This window comes from Curtobacterium sp. C2H10 (genome assembly GCF_025407985.1).
In the GTDB taxonomy this organism is placed as follows: Bacteria; Actinomycetota; Actinomycetes; order Actinomycetales; family Microbacteriaceae; genus Curtobacterium.
The window spans coordinates 178,877-197,294 of the sequence record NZ_JABXGF010000002.1; the positions used below are offsets into that span (position 1 = coordinate 178,877).

Below are 18,418 nucleotides of genomic sequence, written 5' to 3' on the forward strand. Positions count from 1 at the left end.
GTAGGCACCGTCCGCACGACGATCGGTGCGGACGAGTCGGGCGCCGTCCGGGACGTCACCCGTCGCACCGCGTGCGAGGCAGGTGACCGCGACGCCGTCCTCGAGGAGGTCCCGGACGATCGCACGTCCGAGCCATCCGGTCCCACCCAGCACCAGTGCCCGCATGGACCCATTCAACCGTGGTCGACCCCGAGCGTCCGGCTCGTCCACCCCGCCAGCGCGGCGGTCGCCGTCCTGGAGATCGTGGCGTCGGGGAGCATGCTCGTGAAGCCGTGGAAGGCTCCTGGCCACACGTGGAGCTCGGCGTCGACGCCCGCTGCCCAGAGTCCGCTCGCGAAGGCCACGGTCTCGTCGCGGAAGACCTCGGCGCTGCCGCAGTCGATGTAGGTGCGCGGGAGTCCGGCGAGGTCCGTCGCCCGAGCGGGAGCGGCGTACACGGACACGTCGTCGGTGGCGCGTCGGCTGCCGAGGTAGGCGTCCCAGCCGAACCGGGTCAGCTGGCGGTCGGCGACCCCGACACCGTCGATCTGCACGGTGGAGACGGTCTCGTCGCGGTCGTCGAGCATCGGCGACACGAGGATCTGGGCCAGCAGCGACGGCCCGCGTCGGTCGCGGGCGAGCAGGGCCGTGCCCGCTGCGAGGCCACCCCCGGCGCTCTGCCCGGCGATGACGATGCGGTCCGGGTCGATGCCGAGCTCCTCGGCGTGCTCGGACACCCACACGAGCCCGGCGTAGCAGTCCTCGACCGGGAACGGGTCCGGGTACTCGGGCGCGAGGCGGTAGTCCACGCTGACGAGCACGACGTCGTGGACCAGCAGCCAGTCGTCGTAGGAGTCGAGGTTCCCGAGGTGGTGGCCGAACACCATGCCGCCCCCGTGGATCGTGTACACCCCCGTGGTCGCGCCGGTGCGACCGATGCGCTGGATCACCGCGAGGTCGATCGGGTCGCCGCGGTGACCGGGGACGGTGATGCGTCGACGCTCGTACCCGCGGGCGTGCAGCCGTGCATCGAGTTCGGCCTCGGTGACGTCGAGCTGCCGCATGTGCGGCAACACCTCGGGCGTGATGGTGACGGGACCGCGCGCTGCGAGGGCGTCGAGGAACGGCACGAGTTCGGGGTCGAACGGCGGGCGGGTGATGACTTCGGACACGGGTGCACTCCTTCGATGAAGAAGTGGCGACCCCCGTGAGCCGCGTGTGAGTACCCGGCAGCCGATGGGGCGCGGGCCTTTTCCCTCTGCGCCCGACGATAGCGCATCCTCGACGGGCGCCCACCCACGCCGATCAGGTCGGTCGGTGCTGTTCCGCGTACCGACGCGCACGACCGATCCGCCGTACCGAGAGCGGGATCGCCCAGGCGAGCACGACGACCATCGCGACCAGGAAGACCACGGGCAGCAGCCCCAGGTCGCCACGGACCGCGGACGACACGAACTGGAACGCGATGGCGACGTACAGCAGGCCCGTGAACACCAGCTGGAACTGCAGGGCGAGCGGGACGATCCGGGCGTACCGGACCGCTCCCGCGCGGTCGGCCTCGTCGAGGGGGAGCTCCTTGCCCCGCAGCACCACCTTCGCGTACCGCTGCAGGCGTCCGAGGTCCCGCCCACCGCTGTCGCGGAGCGCACGGTTCAGCGGGAGCGCCACGACGATCGCGGCCATCGCCGTCGCGGTGAAGGTCAACTGGCCCCCGAGCAGGACGACCTGGAGGAGCGCGCCGCCCCGGTCCGAGAAGGCCGCCAGGATCGTGACCCCGATCGTGCAGACCACCGCGGCGATGACGAAGGTCGTCGCGATCGAGCGCACCCCGCGTCGCACCAGCCCGGTGCCGGGGATGTCGTCGCCCTGGTCGGTGATGGGCGGCTCCGAACGCCGGAAGAGTGCTCCGAGCGGGCGGGCGACGGCGAGGAGCACCCCGGCCCCGATGACGAGCAGCACCGGCACCCAGAGGGGCGCCTGCGCCGACAGAGCCGTCAGCACGAAGACCACGGCGGCCACGACGTCGACGGCGGCGACGACCGCCGAGACCCGGAACAGGGAGCGCTGGCTCTCGGGGGACGAGCGGTGGTCGTAGTAGCCGGCCAAGGCCCCGACGAGGACCGGCCCCATGACGACGAGCGGCGTGCAGACGGCCGCGGCGATGAGCCACCCGTGCGCCGCGCTCCCGAGTTCGAGCGCCACGAGCAGCCCGCCGCCGAGGGACAGCGCCGTCGCGACGACGATCGTGGCGACGTACAGCAGGACCCGGATCACACCGTCGCCTCGGTCCCCCGGATCCGCCCGACGACGACGTCGACGATCCCCGCGAGCAACGCCGCCGCGACGAACCCGAGCGCCACGCCCAGTCCGAGCGGCAACCCCTGCGCGTAGTCGCCCTTCGAGCTCGCGAGCGCCGAGTAGAAGACGCTGCCGACGGCGGCGATCCCGATCGCGGACCCGACGCGCGCACCGACCTGGATGAGCCCGCCGGCCGAGCCGCCCTGCTCCACCGGCACCTCGGACAGCGTGAGCGTCTGGTTCGGCGAGATCGTCAGTCCGGAGCCGACACCGGCGACGAGGAGCGGTACGACGAGCCACCACCCGAGGTCGGACCGGTAGTGGTTCGCGACGACCCAGATGACCCCGCCGAGGCCGATCAGGACCAGTACGGTCCCGACGACGATGAGCTGTCGGCCGAACCGCGAGACGACGCGACCGCCGATGGTCGACGCGACCCCGGACCCGATCGCGAACGGCACGGACGACAGGCCGGCGAGCAGCGCGGAGTACCCGAGGCCCGACTGCAGGGCCAGCGTCAGGACGAAGAACAGCGGCGTGAACCCGGCGAAGTACAGCGTCGCGAGCCCGACACCGAGCGAGAACGACCGGCGGCGGAACAGCCCGAGGTCGATGACGGGCTCCTTGGACCGCGCGTACCGCCGTTCCCACAGCACGAAGAGTGCGCCGAGCACGACGGCGGCGACCACGAGCCACCACTTCGCCGTGCCCTTCCACTCCTGCGACTGCACGAACGGCAGCAGCAGGGCGACCACCGCGGCGCCGAGCAGGACGATCCCGACCGGGTCGAAGTCGTGCTTCCGGCCGCGTTCCACCCGGCTCGCCGCCGGCAGGTAGCGGAAGGCCAGGAGGATCGTGACGAGTCCCACGGGCAGGTTCACGAAGAAGACGAACCGCCAGCCGTTCTCGGTGCCGAAGGCCGTGATGAGCAGACCACCGACGAGGGGGCCGATCGCCGTGGCGATGCCGACCGTGGCGCCGAACAGCCCGAAGGCGGTGCCGCGCTCCTTCCCGCGGAACAGCTGCTGGATGAGCGCCGTCACCTGCGGTGTGAGCAGACCACCGGCGAGGCCCTGCACCAGCCGTGCGACCACCAGCACGATCCCGTTCGGGGCGAAGCCGCAGAGCGCGCTCGCGAGGGTGAACAGGCCGACCCCGATGACGAACATGCGCCGGCGGCCGGAGGCGTCGCCCAGTCGACCGCCGGGGACGAGCAGGAGTCCGAACGACAGTGCGTAGCCGGACAGGATCCACTGCACGGCCTCCGGAGTGGCCCCGGGGAGTCCGGACGAGATCGACTGCAGCGCGACGTTGACGATCGACACGTCGAGCAGGACGATGCCGCCGCCGAGCAGGCAGATGACGAGGGCCTTCCACCGGTTCGGGTCCGGCTGGTCACCGGATCCGGCGTCGGAGTGCTCGGATCGCTCGGGGGGCGCGGCGGTGGCCGCGTGGTGCGCATCGTGGTGCGCGACGGTGGGAGCCGCGTCGGGCTCGGCGGGGAGTCGGTGTTCGGGTGCCATGACGCTCTCACGCTAGGCCGCAGCGGAGTCGCTGGTCCGGCGAGCACGGATCTTGTCCACACCTTCAGGAGGCGCGGTGCGGGTCCGGTACGCCGGCTGGCAGCATGGCCTGGTGACGACCGATCCGGACCCCGCCCTCGTCCCCGAGCTCCTCGTCACCGACGTGGACGCGAGCATCGCCTTCTGGTCCGGCCTGTGCGGGTTCACCGTGGCCTACGCGCGTCCCGAGGAGCGGTTCGCCTACCTGACGCTCGGGTCGGCGCACGTCATGCTCGAGCAGGCCGGGGTCGGTCGGAACTGGCTCACTGGGCCGCTCGATCGACCACTCGGCCGCGGGATCAACCTGCAGATCGGTGTCCTGGACGCGGACGTCGTCGCGGCGTCGCTCCGTGCCGGCGGTGTGGAGCTCTTCATGCCGGCGGAGACGCGCTGGTACCGCGTGGGCGACGAGGAAGCCGGGGTGCGGCAGTTCCTGGTCACCGATCCCGACGGCTACCTGCTGCGCTTCCAGTCGTCCACGGGGCGTCGACCGGTCGCGCCGTAGCGCGACTCACGCGTCGTCGCGCAGTGACCGCACCATGCTCCGCAGTGCTCGGAGCGCCGCGCCCTGCTCGTCGGCCGACATCCCGCTGAGCATCCGGACCTCGACCCCGCGGACGGCTGCCGAGGCCTCGGCGAGACGCTCCCGCCCGAGCGGGGTGAGCTGGACCGGCAGCGCCTTGCCCACCGGTGCCTCCGACGCGCGCGACACCGAGCCGTCCCGTTCGAGCGCCTGCAGCAGGACGTTCATCGACTGCCGCGTCACGAACGCCCCGCGAGCGAGGTCGGAGTTCGACGACCCCGGACGCTGCGCGAGCAGCTCGAGACACGAGTAGTGCGTGACGGTCATGCCGAGCGGGCGCAGGACCGACTCCATCGCGGTGCGGAGCGCGCTCGCGGCCTCCTTGAGCAGGTACCCGAGGGACGTGTCCAGGTCGATGCCGTGTCCGTCTTGACGCATGTCAGTAGTCTGACATAGGTTCTTTCGTGTCAGATAACTGACACCAACGAAGGAGACCCCATGCCCGTCACCGGCCCCGACTTCATCTCGCTGCAGACCCGCGATCTCGATGCATCTCAGGCGTTCTACGAGCAGTACCTCGGCCTCGTCCGGTCGCAGGCGGGTCCGCCGCACGCGGTGGTCTTCGAGACCACGCCGATCGCGTTCGCCCTGCGCGACCTCGTGCCCGGCACCGACCTCGACGCCGTGGCACAGCCGGGCATCGGCGCGGCGATCTGGCTGCACGCGACCGACGTCCAGGCGATCCACGACGCCTTGGTCGCCGACGGCCACCGGATCGTGTCCGCGCCGATCGACGGCCCGTTCGGTCGGACCTTCACCTTCGCCGACCCGGACGGGTACCAGGTGACGTTGCACGACCGCGCCTGACGCCCTGGCACGGGCGGACCGGACGGTCTACGGTGTCGCCATGAGCGATGACGCCGGGGACGAGCAGCTGTGGCGGTCGATCGTCGGGCGGCCGGCGCTCTGGATGGCCGTGGCGTGGACTGCCCTGGGTGTGGTGTGGCTCGTGTTCGCCGCGGTCGAGGGCGGTGACGACGCGTGGCGGTGGATCATCGGTGCGGTCTGGATCGCGCTCGGTGTCGGCCGGATCGCCGTCGCGGTCTGGGACCGGCGGCACCGCCGTGGGCGGTACGCCGGGCGCTGACCCGGCGGCGCGGCTCGTGTCACTCGTCGTCGGGGGTGGTCCGGCGACGGGCGACCAGCAGGACGGCGACGAGCGCGGCGGCGACGACGACCGCGATCCCGCCGAGGACCCACGGCGTCGCCCCGGGCCCGGACGACCCGGCCGTGGCGCTGGTCGCACCGGCACCGGCACCGGCTGTGGCGCTCGGCGTCGGGGTGCCCGCGCTCGGGGTCTCCGTCGGTCCCGTCGCCGTCGGAGTCGGAGTCGAGGTCGGCGCTCCGGTCGACGTGAACCGGTAGCTCCCCGAGATCGGGTGTCCGTCCACCGAGACGCTCCGCCAGGTCACCGTGTACGAGCCGGCAGCCGTGAGGTCGGCGGCCGTGCGCAGCGTGCTGCCGTCGACGTCGACACTCCGCGCGCCGACCTCGGCGCCGTCCGGGCCGGTCACGCTGACGACGATCCCGGACTCGAGCCCGGCCAGCGGCGGCTCGGAGAACGTGAGGGCAACCTGGTCGAGGTCACCTCCGACCGTCGCGTCCGCAGCGGGTGCGGTCGAGGCGAGGACGTCGTGGGCGGACGCGGGGGCCGCCGTGACGAGGACGAACGCCAGGGCGACGGCCGACGCGGCGGTGGCGAGCAGGGCACGGAAGGGCACGGTCCATTGTCGCCGATCCTGACCGGACGCACAGGACGTCGGCCCGGACGACGGACTCCGCGACGGCTCAGTCCATCGCGTCGTCGTAGACCCCGATCAGCCGGTCGAGGAAGGTCTGCACCGTCGCACGCTCCGCGAGGTCCAGGTCGTCGACGATGCCCTCGATGCCCTCGATGAGCGGCAGCACGAGGTCGTACGCACGGTCCGAAGACTGCTCCGCCGCCGTGACGACGAGCTTGCGCCCGTCGCTCGGGTGCCGTTCCCGTCGGACGTGCCCGGCGCCCTCGAGCCGGTTCAGGACGAGCGTCATCGCGGCGGTCGAGATCTCGAGCCGACGGGCGAGCTCGGTCGGGGTGGCCGGCCCGGTCGCGATGAGGTGGTCCATCGCCTCGAGCCCCGCGGCGTCGACCGACAGCGCCGCGGCGAGGTGCCGCTCGAAGCGCTGCTGCCGCACACTGACCTGCTGCACGCGGGACCGGATGTCGTCGTCGGGGAGCGATCGCCCGTCGCGTCGCGCCGTCGCCCGGTCGTGGCGGTCCTGCCGGTCGTCGGGGCGGTCGGTCGCTGGGTGCTGGTCGTCGTTCGGCACGTCCACCATGGTAGTCGTGTACATTGCCAATCTCATTGGTAATCAACAACGTGAGGGACCATGACCGATCACACCCGCGGACGCGTGCTCATCTCCGGCGCGAGCATCGCCGGCCCGGCACTCGCCCACTGGCTCCACCGCTTCTCGTTCGAGACGGTCGTCGTCGAGCGGGCGCCGTCCCTCCGCACCGGCGGGCAGAACGTCGACGTGCGCGGAGCCGGGCGTGAGGTGGCGCGCCGGATGGGCATCGAGGACGACATCCGCGCTGCCACGACGGGCGAGGTCGGCACCCGGTTCATCGGTCCGAGCGGCCGGACGGTCGCGGCGTTCCCGGCGGGGACCTCGGACTCCGGCGGGGCCACCGCCGAGCTCGAGGTCCTGCGCGGTGACCTCGCGCGGCTCCTCGTCGACGGGACGTCCCACGCCACCGAGTACCGCTACGGCGACCGGATCACCCGCATCGACCAGGACGACGACGGCGTGACCGTGGGGTTCGAGCACGGCCCGGACGACCGGTTCGACCTGGTGGTCGCGGCGGACGGCATCGGATCGAGCACCCGTCGGCTGGTGTTCGGCGACGAGCCGGAGATCCGCTCGCTCGGGCTCGAGACGACGTACGGCACGATCCCCCGGACCGCGGCGGACGACGACTGGTGGCGCTGGTACAACGCACCGGGTGGCCGGTCGATCACCCTCCGCCCCGACCAGCACGGGACCATCCGGGCTGCGATGTCGGTCGTGACGGACCGGAAGCGGGAGCGAGCCGGCCCCGAGCGCGGCGACCTCGATGCGGTGCGCCGCCGCCTGCGCGCGGTGTTCGGCGACGCCGGGTGGGAGGCCGAGCGGGTCCTCGCGGGGTTCGACCACTCCGAGGACCTCTACTCCGAGGCGATCGGACAGGTCCACGCCCCGCGCTGGTCGGACGGCCGGGTGGTGCTCCTCGGGGACGCCGCGTACTGCGCCTCGCCGGTGAGCGGCATGGGCACGAGCCTCTCGCTCACCGGTGCCTACGTCCTCGCCGGGGAGCTCGCCGCCCACGTCCATCACCGCGACGCCCTGCGCGCGTACGAGCGCATCATGCGCCCGTACGTCGCGAAGGCGCAGCAGCTGCCGCCGGGCACGCCGCGGATCGCGAACCCGAGGTCCCGGCTCGGGATCGCGGCCTTCGGCACCGCCGTCCGCGTGGCGTCGCTGCCCCTCGTCGGGCGCCTCGGCGCCCGCTTCGCCACCCCACCGGCCGAGGCGATCGACCTGCCGAACTACGCGCACCTCGAGTGAGCCGGTGGCGGACGGGAGGCGCGGTGCGGGCCCGCCACGCGCCTCCCGTCCGTCCCGTCCTCCCGTCCCGCAGCGATGTGCGCTACGGTCCGGTCATGATCGTCTGGATCAACGGGACGCACGGCGTCGGCAAGACGACCACCAGCAGGCTGGTGCAGCCGCTCCTGCCGGACGCTCGCGTGCTCGATCCGGAGAAGGTCGGCGAGACCCTCATGGACGTCCGGCCCCCGCTGCCCGAGTCCGGCGACTTCCAGCACTGGGACCCCTGGCGACCGCTCGTCGTCGAGACCGCCCGGCAGGTCCTGGCCTTCGCGGGCGGCACGCTCGTGATGCCGCAGACGGTCCTCGTCGAGCGGTACTGGCGGGAGATCGCGGACGGGTTCGCGGCGCACGGGATCCCGGTCCGGCACTTCGTGCTGCACGCGGAAGAGGAGACCCTGCGGGACCGGATCCAGAACGACGCCGTGATGGGGCCGTCCACGTTCCGGTCCAGCCGCGTCGAGCCCTACGCCGAGGCGGCACGCACCTGGCTGCACGCCGCGGCCGAGGTCGTCGACACGACGGACACCTCGCCCGAGCAGGTGGCACGGAACATCGCCGACGCGGTGCTGCAGGTCGCACGGTGAGCGCCTTCGTGCAGCGGTCGCAGTGGTCGGTCGTGACGTCGGAACCGGCGGACGCGGCGGAGCTCGTCACGCGGATCCCCGACGTCCGACGGGCCACGGTCGAGGGCGCGCCCTCGGGGTTCTCGTTCGAGGAACGGCGACGTGGCTCCGAGCTGCTGTCCCTCGTGTCGATGGCGAGCACCGGTGTCGTCGAGGGAACGGTCGAGGCGGAGTCCGCGATGGTCCTCTTCTGGCTGAAGTCCGGCAGCGGTGCGGTCGACGGCGACGGGGTGCCCACCGGCCGTCCGGTCCTGTTCCGCCACGACCCGCAGCAGGTTCGGTGGGACGGGTTCCAGCTCGACCTCATCCGCATCGACCGGACCACGGTGGAGCAGGTCGCTGCCGAGCGCGGCGCCTGGCAGCCGGGCCCGATCGAGTTCCAGCCGCACCACATCCCCGAGGGGCCGACGCTCGCCGCCTGGTGGTTGATGGTGCGCGCGGTGGCGGCCGACGTGCTGCGCGGTCCGGAGGAGGTCACCGAGGAGCACGAGCGCGAACTGACCCGCTTCGCGGCGGGCGGCCTGCTCACGGCGATCCCGCACTGGCCGGTCGGGCAGGACCAGCCCCGCACGGCGGCGGCGGCACGGTTCGCCCGGGCTGAGGCGTACCTGCTCGAGCACGCGACCGAGCAGATCACCGTCGAGGACGTCGCGGCGGCCGCGGGCCTGAGCATCCGCGGGCTGCAGGACGCGTTCCGGCGCCACCACGGCATCACGCCGACCACCTACCTCCGGCGCATCCGACTGCTGCTCGCCCGGGAGGGCCTGGAGTCCGGGGACGACCGGAGCGTCGGGGACGTGGCGCGGGACTCGGGCTTCGCGCACCTCGGACGGTTCGCCGGCAGCTACCGCGACGAGTTCGGGGTGCTGCCCCGCGAGACCTGGCAGGCCGCGCGCCGCCGCTGATCCGCGCGCCGCCGCTGATCCGTGCGCCGCGCCGGTCAGGCCGCCAGCGGCTGGTCCCGCAGCGCCGGGCAGTGCTCCGGTGTCGGGTGCTCGGTGATCGCGATGACCTCGTCGAGCCGGTCCCGAGCGGCCTCGAGCTCGGCGAGCTGCGCCGTGATCCGGTCCCGCTCGGCGACGAGGAGCGCGAACGACTCCGGCGTCGCCACCCCCGCGTCCACGCACGGCAGCAGCTGCACGATCGTGCGGCTCGGCAGTCCGGCGGCGAAGAGCTGCTGGATGAGCTGGACCCGCTCGACGGCGGGCACGGCGTAGGAGCGCTGGCCGCTCGCCGTCCGTCCGGCCGGCAGCAGGCCCTGCTCCTCGTAGTACCGGAGCGACCGCACGCTCACGCCGGTCGCCGCAGCGAGGTCTCCGATGCGCACGATCTCCTCCTTGCACCTGACATCGATGTGAGGTCTTAGCGTAGCCGAGCCGCTGCGGGAGGTGCCCGCTCGGCAGGAGGAACACCATGGACATCGCTGGATCGGTCGCACTCGTCACGGGCTCGAACCGGGGCATCGGACGACGGTTCGTGCAGCAGCTGCTCAAGCGCGGCGCCGCCAAGGTCTACGCCACGGCCCGGCGCCCCGAACTGGTCGACATCGAGGGGGTCGAGGTGCTCCCGCTCGACATCACCGACCAGGCGTCCGTCGCGGCGGCAGCGGCTGCGGCGTCCGACGTGACCCTGCTCGTCAACAACGCCGGGATCACCACGCAGGGCTCGCTGCTCACGGACGACCTGACCGACGTGCGGCGTGAGATGGACACGCACTTCTGGGGCAACCTCGGGATGGTCCGGTCGTTCGCGCCGGTGATCGAACGCAACGGCGGGGGCGCGATCGTGAACGTCCTGTCGGCGCTGTCCTGGTTCGCGTACCCGGGCTCGGGCGGGTACGCCGCCGCCAAGGCCGCGGAGTGGAACATGACGAACGCCGTCCGCCTCGAGCTGACCGGCCGGGGCATCAGCGTCCAGGGGCTGCACCTCGGAGCCGCCGACACCGACATGATGGCCGGCTACGAGGGGCCGAAGGTCGACCCGGCCGAGGTCGCCCGGCTCTCCCTCGACGGTGTGGAGCGGGGCGCGGCGGAGGTCGTCGTGGACGACTGGAGCGCCGGGGTCAAGGCGTCGCTCGCCGAGGCGCCCGAGCGGTTCTACGCGCAGTTCGCGTGATGCGGCCAGCGTGACCCGGGGGCGGACGGGAGGGACGGTGCGGGCCCGCACCGCGCCTCCCGTCCGCCGCTCCGCACGGTCCGCGCGCTCGTCGCGTCCTCCGCGCTCGCCGCGTCAGGACCGCGCACGGGACCGGACCGACGGCGTCAGCGATCCGTCAGGACGCTGTCCGCACGGCCGCCCCCGCCGGATCGTGGAGTGGTGACCCTGACCGCGATCCTCCCGACGCTCCGCGCGTCCCTCCCCGACCCCGTGGACCCGACCCTCTGGCCCGCCCACACCGAACCCACGACCGGCGACGTCCTGGTCGCCGCCGTGTCGATGGTCCGGCTGGCCGAACTCGCCGGCACCCCGTGCGTGCACACCGCCGAGCAGGCACCGCCCCGCTACCGACCCCGCACGTGGACGCCGGGCGAGGTGAGCGTCGCCGTGGCGTCGGTGCTGCGCGTGCGGCGCCCCCGGACCGGTGTCGTCCTGCTCGAACTCGACGCGGTGCTCCCCCGGTTCGCCGTCCTCGACCAGGTGCGGCTCATCGGCCGGGTGAGCACGGCGGCCCCGACCGGGACGTACGTCCTCACCCCGTGCGCCGGCGCGGAGGACGGTCCCTTCCACCGGCTCCCGGCCCCGTTGCCCGCGGACGTCCGCGAGGGCGACCTGCTCTGCTTCCCCTGCGTGACCGCGATCCGGCACCGCGACGTCGTGGTGCCGGTCCGTGCCGAGGTCGTCCGGTGAGCGCCGTCTCCGACCTGCGCGCACGCGTGGTCGACGGCCCGCACGTGTGGGGCCGGTACTCCGTGCGTCCCGTCGACCGGACGATGTGGAGCACGAGGACCCTCGTCGTCTACCCGCCTGGTACGACCCGCCGCGAGCGTGCGGTACTCCGTGCGTGGTCGGCGTGGCCGGCCGTGGGGGCACTGCTGGCGATCGCCGTGATGGCCGCGCTCGCTCCCCGCGCCGCCCTCGGGACCGTCGCCGCCGTCGGGGTGTACGCGTGCGGTTTCCTGGTGCTCGGGCGGGCCGCTCGTCGACTCCGTCCCGGTGTCCGGACGTTGACGGTGACGACCTTCCACGGCACCGGGCGACCCGAGGTGCACGGGGACGTCCGGTTGCTCCGCGCCTCGCTCGACGCGTTGACCGTGCCGGAGCGGGCGCTCCGTGCCGGTGCGATCCGACCGGTGGACTTCGAGTCGATCTGGGCCGACGTCTGGGACGACCTGCCGAGCGGCCCGCGGTCCCGGGTCAGTCGCGCAGGAACGCCTCGAGCTGCCGGGCCACGAGGTCCGGTCGGGTGATGAACGGGTGGTGCCCCGTCGGGAGTTCGACCGACCGGGTGGCCCGTGCCGCGTGCTCCCGCTGGAGTGCGACGGTCGTCGAGCGGTCCTCGGCGCACACCACCGCGGTGGAGTCCACGCCGGCCCACCCCTCGGCGCTCGTCGGGGTGCCGAACGCGCGGACGTCCTGCGAGGTGACCCGGTCCCACGCCGCCCGCTGCGTCGCGGCGTCGGCGTCCTGCAGGAACCGGGCGCCGAACGACCGCGCGTCGTACCCGTCGACGACGATCCGCCCGTCGGCGTCCGGACGCACCGCGACGGGGTCCGGCTCGCCGGACATGATCGACCCCTGCGACGCCCCGACGGGCGGCAGGTAGCTCGACACGAGCAGCAGGTGCCGGACCGCGGGGTGCGGGCCCGCCTCGGCGATCACGGTCCCGCCGTAGGAGTGTCCGACGACGATGGCGTCGGGGACCTCGTCGAGGGCGCGGCGCAGTGCGGCGGCGTCCTCCTGCAGGCCGCCGCCGGTGTCGGTCTCGCCGCACGACGGCAGGGCCACGGCGCGGCTGACGATGCCGGTCCGTTCGCGCAGCAGGTCGCCGGTCGGAGCCCACCACCAGTCCCCGTCACGGACGAGGGCGCCGTGCACGAAGAGGACCGTCGGGCTCGTCACTCCATCACCATCGCGGACATGCGCGTCATCAGGCCGCGGGGGACGAAGCGGTGCGCACTCGCCAGCACGGCGTTGCGCGCGCCGGAGACGACCGTCGGTCCGCCGGCACGGGCGAACGCCCGCAGACCGACGCGTGCGACCTCCTCCGCCGACTGCCGACCGCCCTCGAGGAACGACCCGCCGCCCGCGGCGTCGAAGAAGCCCGTCGCGGTCGGTCCGGGGCACAGGGCGAGCACCCGCACGCCCTGCCCGCGCGTCTCCTGCCAGAGGGCCTCGGTGAAGGACAGGACGAACGCCTTCGTCGCGCCGTAGAGCGCCATGTGCGGGGTGGGCTGGAACGCCGCGGTCGAGGCCACGGTCATCACGCCGCCGACGCCGCGGGCGAGCATGCCGGGCAGGAACGCCCGCGTCAGCCGGACCAGCGCGGTCTCGTTGAGCGCGATCTGCTGCACGATGCCGTCCTCGGGCTGCTCGGCGAAGGTGCCGTGCCACCCGACCCCGGCGTTCGCGATCAGGACGTCGACGCGGGTGCCGTCGAGGGCCGTGATCACCTCGTCGACGCCGTCGGCCGTCGCCAGGTCGGCCGGGAGCACCCGCACGCGCACACCGTGGCGCGCGTGGATGCCCGAGGCGACGGCGTCGAGCTTGTCGGCGGACCGGGCGACCAGGACGAGGTCGGCGCCGCCCGCGGCGAGGCCCTCCGCCAGCGACTCGCCGATGCCGCCGCTCGCACCGGTCACGAGGGCCAGTCGGCCCCGGAACGGTTCGGGGTTCCGCGCCACGGCTCAGCCCGCCGTGCGGAGGAAGTCGGCGATCGGGGTGGAACCGGTGTTGAACCGGATCGTCCGGCCGATCGTCTCGTCGCCCTCGACCGCGTCGGCCACCACGTGCGCGACGTCGCCGCGCGGGACCTGCGTCGAGGAGCCGTCCCAGTCGACCGAACCCGTGGGCTCGTCGTCGGTGAGGGTGCTCGGCGCGACGACCGTCCAGCGGAGCCCCGAGTCGCGGAGGACGGCGTCGGCGATCATCTTCGACTGCGCGTACGCGAAGAAGTCGTCGTCCTGCGGCACCCCGTGGTCGAGGAGCGAGCCGGACCAGGAGACCATGACGTAGCGGTCGACGCCGGCCTTCGCGGCACCCTGCACGGACAGGATCGCCGCGTCGCGGTCGATCGCCCAGGTGCGGTCCGCCGATCCGCCGCCGGCACCGGCCGACCAGACCACGGCGTCGTGTCCGTGGATGAGCTCGGCGAAGTCGGTGAGGGTCTGCTGCTGGATGTCGGCGACGTGCGGCTGCCCGCCGTGGGCGCGGATCTCGTCGGCCTGGTCGGGGTCGCGGATGACCGAGGTGACGGTGTGGCCGCGGTCGGTGAGGATGCGGGTGGCGAGGAGTGCGACCTTGCCGTGGCCGCCGAGGACGATGACGTTGCTCATGCGTCGGACGCTACTCGCGGCGGCTCAGCGCGCGAGGTGCGCGAGGTGCGCACCAGCGGACGGGAGGCGCGGTGCGGGCCGGCACCGTCCCTCCCGTCCGGCGGTCCGTCGCGTCAGCCGACCCGCCGGCGCTGCACGAGGGTCGCGACGCCGAAGGCGGCCAGCAGGATGCCGACGCACCACGCGAGGGCCACCCACAGGTCCGCGTCGAGCGGCTGCCCGGCGAACAGCGCACGGATCGAGTCCACGATCGACGTCACCGGCTGGTGCTCCGCGAACCACCGGACCGGCCCGGGCATGGAGTCGGTCGGCACGAACGCCGAGCTGATGAAGGGCAGGAAGATCAGCGGGTAGGAGAACGCACTAGCGCCGTCCACCGACTTCGCCGAGAGCCCAGCGACGACCGCGATCCAGGTGAGCGCCAGCGTGAAGAGCACCAGGATGCCGAGCACCGCGAGCCACGCTCCGACGCCCGCGCTGCTGCGGAACCCCATGAGCAGGGCGACCCCGACGACCACGGTCACCGACACGGTGTTGGCGACGAGGGACGTGAGCACGTGCGCCCACAGCGACGCCGCGCGCACGATCGGCATCGACCGGAAGCGCTCGTCGATCCCCGCCTGCAGGTCGAGGAACAGCCGGTACGAGGTGTACGCCACCCCGGACGCCACCGTGATGAGGAGGATCCCCGGCAGCAGGTAGTCGATGTACGGCGTGCTCCCGGTGTCGATCGCGCCGCCGAAGACGTACACGAACAGCAGCAGGAAGGCGATCGGCATCACGGCGGTGGTGATGATCGTGTCCGGGCTCCGGAGCACGTGTCGCAGCGAGCGCCCGGTCAGGACGGCGGTGTCGTGGATCGGGTGGGCGGACATCAGGCCACCTCCTTCGTGGTGTCGGCCTTCGTGGTGTCGGCGTCGGGACGGTGTCCGATGACGGCGAGGAAGACGTCCTCGAGCGTGGGGCGCTTCTCGACGTACTCGACCGTCGCGGGCGGGAGGAGTCCCTGGAGTTCGGCGAGGGTGCCGTCGGCGATGATGCGGCCCTCGTGCAGGATGGCGATCCGGTCGGCGAGCTGCTCGGCCTCGTCCAGGTACTGCGTCGTGAGCAGGACCGTGGTGCCGCTCGCGGCGAGGGCGCGGACGGCGTCCCAGACCTCGATGCGGGCCTCGGGGTCGAGGCCGGTCGTCGGCTCGTCGAGGAAGACCACCGACGGGTCGCCGATCAGGCTCATCGCGATGTCGAGCCGGCGGCGCATCCCGCCCGAGTACGTCCCCGCGCGGCGGGACCCGGCATCCGTGAGCGAGAACCGGTCGAGCAGCTCGTCGGCGATGCGCCCGGCGTGCCGGAGGTGCCGGAGCCGTGCGACGAGGACGAGGTTCTCGCCGCCGGTCAGCACCTCGTCCACGGCGGCGAACTGCCCGGTGAGGCTGATCGCCTCGCGGACCGCACCCGGATCGGCGGCCACGTCGTGCCCCGCGACCGACGCGGTGCCGGCGGTGGCCGTCGTCAGGGTCGCGAGGATGCGGATCGCGGTCGTCTTGCCCGCGCCGTTCGACCCGAGCAGGGCGACCACGGAGCCGGCCTCGACGTCGAGGTCGACCCCACGGAGGACGTGCAGGTCGCCGAAGGACTTCTCGAGCCCCCGGACCCGGATCGCCGCGGTCACGACGGCTCCCCGTCCGCATCGGCCGCCGCGATCGCGTCGACGAGGCGCTGCTGCTCCTTGCTGAGCCACGACCCGAGGCCGTAGTTCGCCTTGAAGTCCTCGGCGAAGGCGATCGGGTCGTCGCCGACCACCGCGCGGACGCTCGTGCCGTCGGCGGCGCTCTGCTCGAACAGGTCCGCGAGGTCGTCGAGCATGCGCATGAGCTGCTCGCCGTCGCTCGGGCCGGTGTACATGAGGTACCGCTCGATGCCGTCGACGGCGGTGCGGTGGCTCGTCGGCAGCGCTGCCGTGCGGGCCTTGTACTGCTTCCAGCGCTTCTTGTCGCCGATGAGCTTGGTCGTGATGTCCGAGATCGAGATCCCCATGATCAGTCCTGTCCGTTCGTGCTGCTGGTGGTGTGCCGGAGGTGGTCGAGCCGCTCGTCGAGGAAGGTCCACGCCCGCCAGAAGTCGTCGAGCTGCTCCTGCCCGCGGGCGTTCAGCGTGAACACCTTGCGGGGCGGGCCCTTCTCCGACGGGACCTTCTCGACGTCGACGAGGCCGCGCTGCTCGATGCGGACGAGCAGGGCGTAGACGGTGCCCTCGGCGATGTCGGTGAACCCCTGCTCCCGGAGCGAGGCGGTGATGTCGTACCCGTGGGCCGGGCGGCCGGCGAGCACGGCGAGGACGATCCCCTCGAGGATGCCCTTGAGCATCTCGGTCTCCTGCTTGGGCATGCGTGCCTCCTGCGGTCGGTGCCGTGTGTCGTGGTGCGCTGTACTCAGTGACGCTGACTACTGGTACATAGTAACGCTGAGTACCAGGAGCGCAAGAGTAGTTTCCGAACCGACACGACAGGAGCACCGATGAGCACGAAGAACGAGCAGCACACCCTGGTCCGCACCCTGGTCCTGGGCATCCTCAGCGGCGGCCGGAGCGCGACCCCGCTCGCCGTCATGGCACTGAACCACGACCGCTCCTCGCTGAAGGGCTCGTGGCAGGACTGGAAGGTCTTCAGCACGCCCCTCGGCCGTGGCGTCCTCGTCGCATCGGCCGTCGGCGAGCTCATCGGCGACAAGCTGCCGGGGACGCCGAACCGGATCTCCCCCGCCGGGCTCGCCGGGCGCGTGGCGTCCGGAGCGCTCGTCGGGGCCGCGCTCGGCACGACGGGCAGGCGCGACCTGCGCATCGAGGGCGCGATCCTCGGCGGCGTCGGCGCGATCGTCGGCAGCTTCGTCGGCTGGGGTGCGCGCAAGCTCGTCGGCGCCACGACCCGCCTCCCCGACCCGGTCGTCGCGCTCGCCGAGGACGCCGCGACCATCGCCGGCTCCGTCAAGGTGATCACCACCTCGTGACGGCACCGCGTCGGGCCCTCGTCACCGGCGGCAGCATCGCCGGGCTCTCCGCCGCCTACTGGTTGGACCGGACCGGCTGGGACGTCACCGTCCTCGAGCGCTCGGCGGGCTTCCGCACCGGCGGCCAGAACGTCGACGTCCGGGGCGTCGCCCGCGAGGTCCTCGACCGCATGGGGCTGACCGAGGCGATCCGCTCGGCCAACACGGGCGAGACCGGCACGGTGATCGTCGACGAGCAGGGGGACACCATCGTCCGGCTGCCCGACGACGACTCCGGTGAGGGGGCGACGGCGGAGCTCGAGGTCCTGCGCGGCGACTTCGCGGACGCGATCCGGCAGGCGCTGCCGGACCGCGTGCGCCTGGTCTTCGACGACGCCGTGGTCGCGGTGGACGAGGACGGCGCGGACGGACGACCCGTCACGGTCCGCACCCGGAGTGGCGCGACGCTCCAGGCCGAGCTCCTCGTCGTCGCCGAGGGTGTCCGCTCGAGCACCCGCGACCTGCTCTTCACCGTCGAGCCCCGGCGGCTCGGCATCACGATGGAGTTCGGGACGATCCCACGGATCGCGTCCGACGACGACACCTGGCGCTGGTACAACGCCGTCGAGGGTCGACAGGTGCACCTGCGGCCCGACAACCACGGCACGACGAGGGCGATGCTCGCGTACACGAACGACGAGGGCGAGGTCCCCGACCGGCGCGACCGCTACGCCGGTGCCGGCTGGCAGACCGATCGGGTGCTCGACGGGTTCGCGCAGTCGGACGACGTCTACGTCGACGACCTCACGCAGATCCACGCCCCGACCTGGCACCGGGGTTCCGTCGTGCTGCTCGGCGACGCGGCCTGGTGCGTGACACCGATGGGCGGTGGCGGGAGTTCGCTGGCGCTCACCGGCGGGTACGTCCTCGCCGCGTCCCTCGCCGACGAGTCCGACACCACCGCGGCGCTCGGGGCCTTCGAAGCGTGGATGCGGCCGCTCGTCGACCGGATCCAGACCATGCCGTCCGGGATCAAGCACTTCGCGTACCCGCAGACGAAGCTCGGTCTCGCGGCGCAGCGCGCCGCGCACCACGTCCTGACCTCGCGCCCGGTGGCGCCCCTCATGGCGCGACTGACGCACACGGCGGACTCGGACCAGCCGCTCCCGGCCCTGGAGCCGACCCGCTGAAGGACGGGAGGCGCGGTGCCAGCCCGCACCGTCCCTCCCGTCCGTCACAGGGGTTCCGTCCGGGCCTGCCACGCCCAGTC

General features: G+C 72.9%; 25 protein-coding genes and 1 pseudogene. 11 read left to right on the forward strand and 15 right to left on the reverse strand.

Annotated elements, in window-relative coordinates; all coding sequences use genetic code 11:
• Nucleotides 1-21: 21 nt before the first annotated feature.
• From HWD93_RS19615 to HWD93_RS02070, 4 genes and pseudogenes are all read right to left on the reverse strand, one after another.
• A pseudogene (locus tag HWD93_RS19615) lies at nucleotides 22-165 on the reverse strand (NAD-dependent epimerase/dehydratase family protein); the annotation flags it as partial.
• Between the two features lie 8 nt (nucleotides 166-173).
• Nucleotides 174-1,151 (reverse strand): alpha/beta hydrolase, encoded by a 978-nt coding sequence (locus HWD93_RS02060; RefSeq protein WP_261645885.1) that lies wholly within the window; start codon nucleotides 1,149-1,151, stop codon nucleotides 174-176.
• 133 nt (nucleotides 1,152-1,284) lie between these two features.
• Nucleotides 1,285-2,253: a hypothetical protein gene (locus tag HWD93_RS02065; RefSeq protein WP_261645886.1), complete on the reverse strand. Its 969-nt coding sequence runs from the start codon at nucleotides 2,251-2,253 to the stop codon at nucleotides 1,285-1,287.
• Nucleotides 2,250-3,800 (reverse strand): MFS transporter, encoded by a 1,551-nt coding sequence (locus HWD93_RS02070; protein ID WP_139201801.1) that lies wholly within the window; start codon nucleotides 3,798-3,800, stop codon nucleotides 2,250-2,252. The genes HWD93_RS02065 and HWD93_RS02070 overlap by 4 nt, the downstream gene beginning before the upstream one ends.
• 112 nt (nucleotides 3,801-3,912) lie before the next feature.
• Between HWD93_RS02070 and HWD93_RS02075 the strand changes: the two genes are divergently transcribed.
• Nucleotides 3,913-4,344 carry a VOC family protein gene (locus HWD93_RS02075; protein WP_261645887.1) on the forward strand — a complete coding sequence of 144 codons (432 nt, stop codon included), beginning with the start codon at nucleotides 3,913-3,915 and terminating at the stop codon, nucleotides 4,342-4,344.
• Nucleotides 4,345-4,350: 6 nt separating this feature from the next.
• On the opposite strand, the gene HWD93_RS02080 is transcribed toward HWD93_RS02075, so the two are convergent.
• Nucleotides 4,351-4,800: a MarR family winged helix-turn-helix transcriptional regulator gene (locus HWD93_RS02080; RefSeq protein ID WP_070417516.1), complete on the reverse strand. Its 450-nt coding sequence runs from the start codon at nucleotides 4,798-4,800 to the stop codon at nucleotides 4,351-4,353.
• A 60-nt stretch (nucleotides 4,801-4,860) separates the two neighbouring features.
• Between HWD93_RS02080 and HWD93_RS02085 the strand changes: the two genes are divergently transcribed.
• Together HWD93_RS02085 and HWD93_RS02090 are read left to right on the forward strand one after the other, a co-directional pair.
• The gene (locus tag HWD93_RS02085) at nucleotides 4,861-5,229 is read left to right on the forward strand and encodes a VOC family protein (protein ID WP_070417517.1); all 369 of its coding nucleotides are present in this window, start codon (nucleotides 4,861-4,863) and stop codon (nucleotides 5,227-5,229) included.
• A gap of 40 nt (nucleotides 5,230-5,269) precedes the next feature.
• Nucleotides 5,270-5,509 carry a hypothetical protein gene (locus HWD93_RS02090; RefSeq protein WP_071294205.1) on the forward strand — a complete coding sequence of 80 codons (240 nt, stop codon included), beginning with the start codon at nucleotides 5,270-5,272 and terminating at the stop codon, nucleotides 5,507-5,509.
• Nucleotides 5,510-5,528: 19 nt separating this feature from the next.
• On the opposite strand, the gene HWD93_RS02095 is transcribed toward HWD93_RS02090, so the two are convergent.
• Both HWD93_RS02095 and HWD93_RS02100 read right to left on the reverse strand, forming a co-directional pair.
• Nucleotides 5,529-6,143: a copper resistance CopC family protein gene (locus tag HWD93_RS02095; RefSeq protein WP_261645888.1), complete on the reverse strand. Its 615-nt coding sequence runs from the start codon at nucleotides 6,141-6,143 to the stop codon at nucleotides 5,529-5,531.
• A 67-nt stretch (nucleotides 6,144-6,210) separates the two neighbouring features.
• On the reverse strand, nucleotides 6,211-6,732 hold the full coding sequence (locus HWD93_RS02100) for a MarR family transcriptional regulator (RefSeq protein WP_261645889.1): 522 nt from the start codon (nucleotides 6,730-6,732) through the stop codon (nucleotides 6,211-6,213).
• 60 nt (nucleotides 6,733-6,792) lie between these two features.
• On the opposite strand from HWD93_RS02100, the gene HWD93_RS02105 reads away from it, so the two are divergent.
• From HWD93_RS02105 to HWD93_RS19405, 3 genes are all read left to right on the forward strand, one after another.
• Entirely contained in the window at nucleotides 6,793-8,010 is a 1,218-nt protein-coding gene (locus HWD93_RS02105) for an FAD-dependent monooxygenase (RefSeq protein ID WP_261645890.1), read from the forward strand.
• Between the two features lie 95 nt (nucleotides 8,011-8,105).
• Nucleotides 8,106-8,636, forward strand: a complete 531-nt coding sequence (locus tag HWD93_RS02110; protein ID WP_261645891.1) for an AAA family ATPase — start codon at nucleotides 8,106-8,108, stop codon at nucleotides 8,634-8,636.
• Nucleotides 8,633-9,580, forward strand: coding sequence for a helix-turn-helix domain-containing protein (locus HWD93_RS19405; RefSeq protein ID WP_071302324.1), 948 nt, complete (start codon nucleotides 8,633-8,635; stop codon nucleotides 9,578-9,580). Before HWD93_RS02110 ends, HWD93_RS19405 begins: the two co-directional genes overlap by 4 nt.
• 35 nt (nucleotides 9,581-9,615) lie before the next feature.
• On the opposite strand, the gene HWD93_RS02120 is transcribed toward HWD93_RS19405, so the two are convergent.
• A complete protein-coding gene (locus HWD93_RS02120; protein WP_070417522.1) occupies nucleotides 9,616-10,002 on the reverse strand; it encodes a MerR family transcriptional regulator in 387 nt (128 codons plus the stop codon).
• An 86-nt stretch (nucleotides 10,003-10,088) separates the two neighbouring features.
• Between HWD93_RS02120 and HWD93_RS02125 the strand changes: the two genes are divergently transcribed.
• The 3 genes from HWD93_RS02125 (at nucleotide 10,089) to HWD93_RS02135 (ending at nucleotide 12,082) form a co-directional block, all read left to right on the forward strand.
• Nucleotides 10,089-10,790: an SDR family oxidoreductase gene (locus tag HWD93_RS02125; RefSeq protein ID WP_261645892.1), complete on the forward strand. Its 702-nt coding sequence runs from the start codon at nucleotides 10,089-10,091 to the stop codon at nucleotides 10,788-10,790.
• A 201-nt stretch (nucleotides 10,791-10,991) separates the two neighbouring features.
• A complete protein-coding gene (locus HWD93_RS02130) occupies nucleotides 10,992-11,522 on the forward strand; it encodes a hypothetical protein (protein ID WP_071294344.1) in 531 nt (176 codons plus the stop codon).
• Nucleotides 11,519-12,082, forward strand: a complete 564-nt coding sequence (locus tag HWD93_RS02135; RefSeq protein WP_261645893.1) for a DUF6611 family protein — start codon at nucleotides 11,519-11,521, stop codon at nucleotides 12,080-12,082. The genes HWD93_RS02130 and HWD93_RS02135 overlap by 4 nt, the downstream gene beginning before the upstream one ends.
• On the opposite strand, the gene HWD93_RS02140 is transcribed toward HWD93_RS02135, so the two are convergent.
• The 7 genes from HWD93_RS02140 to HWD93_RS02170 form a co-directional block, all read right to left on the reverse strand.
• Nucleotides 12,030-12,734, reverse strand: coding sequence for an alpha/beta hydrolase (locus HWD93_RS02140; protein ID WP_261645894.1), 705 nt, complete (start codon nucleotides 12,732-12,734; stop codon nucleotides 12,030-12,032). The genes HWD93_RS02135 and HWD93_RS02140 overlap by 53 nt on opposite strands.
• Nucleotides 12,731-13,516: an SDR family oxidoreductase gene (locus HWD93_RS02145; RefSeq protein WP_175473654.1), complete on the reverse strand. Its 786-nt coding sequence runs from the start codon at nucleotides 13,514-13,516 to the stop codon at nucleotides 12,731-12,733. Before HWD93_RS02145 ends, HWD93_RS02140 begins: the two co-directional genes overlap by 4 nt.
• A 3-nt stretch (nucleotides 13,517-13,519) precedes the next feature.
• A complete protein-coding gene (locus HWD93_RS02150; protein WP_070417526.1) occupies nucleotides 13,520-14,167 on the reverse strand; it encodes an SDR family oxidoreductase in 648 nt (215 codons plus the stop codon).
• Between the two features lie 113 nt (nucleotides 14,168-14,280).
• The gene (locus HWD93_RS02155) at nucleotides 14,281-15,042 is read right to left on the reverse strand and encodes an ABC transporter permease (RefSeq protein ID WP_092385512.1); all 762 of its coding nucleotides are present in this window, start codon (nucleotides 15,040-15,042) and stop codon (nucleotides 14,281-14,283) included.
• Nucleotides 15,042-15,836: an ABC transporter ATP-binding protein gene (locus HWD93_RS02160; RefSeq protein ID WP_261645895.1), complete on the reverse strand. Its 795-nt coding sequence runs from the start codon at nucleotides 15,834-15,836 to the stop codon at nucleotides 15,042-15,044. Before HWD93_RS02160 ends, HWD93_RS02155 begins: the two co-directional genes overlap by 1 nt.
• A complete protein-coding gene (locus HWD93_RS02165) occupies nucleotides 15,833-16,201 on the reverse strand; it encodes a DUF1048 domain-containing protein (RefSeq protein ID WP_071294194.1) in 369 nt (122 codons plus the stop codon). The genes HWD93_RS02160 and HWD93_RS02165 overlap by 4 nt, the downstream gene beginning before the upstream one ends.
• 2 nt (nucleotides 16,202-16,203) lie before the next feature.
• Nucleotides 16,204-16,551 carry a PadR family transcriptional regulator gene (locus HWD93_RS02170; RefSeq protein ID WP_261645896.1) on the reverse strand — a complete coding sequence of 116 codons (348 nt, stop codon included), beginning with the start codon at nucleotides 16,549-16,551 and terminating at the stop codon, nucleotides 16,204-16,206.
• A 129-nt stretch (nucleotides 16,552-16,680) separates the two neighbouring features.
• Between HWD93_RS02170 and HWD93_RS02175 the strand changes: the two genes are divergently transcribed.
• Both HWD93_RS02175 and HWD93_RS02180 read left to right on the forward strand, forming a co-directional pair.
• Nucleotides 16,681-17,169 carry a DUF4126 family protein gene (locus tag HWD93_RS02175; protein ID WP_070417531.1) on the forward strand — a complete coding sequence of 163 codons (489 nt, stop codon included), beginning with the start codon at nucleotides 16,681-16,683 and terminating at the stop codon, nucleotides 17,167-17,169.
• Nucleotides 17,166-18,338, forward strand: a complete 1,173-nt coding sequence (locus tag HWD93_RS02180) for an FAD-dependent monooxygenase (RefSeq protein WP_261645897.1) — start codon at nucleotides 17,166-17,168, stop codon at nucleotides 18,336-18,338. Before HWD93_RS02175 ends, HWD93_RS02180 begins: the two co-directional genes overlap by 4 nt.
• Nucleotides 18,339-18,418: the final 80 nt, after the last annotated feature.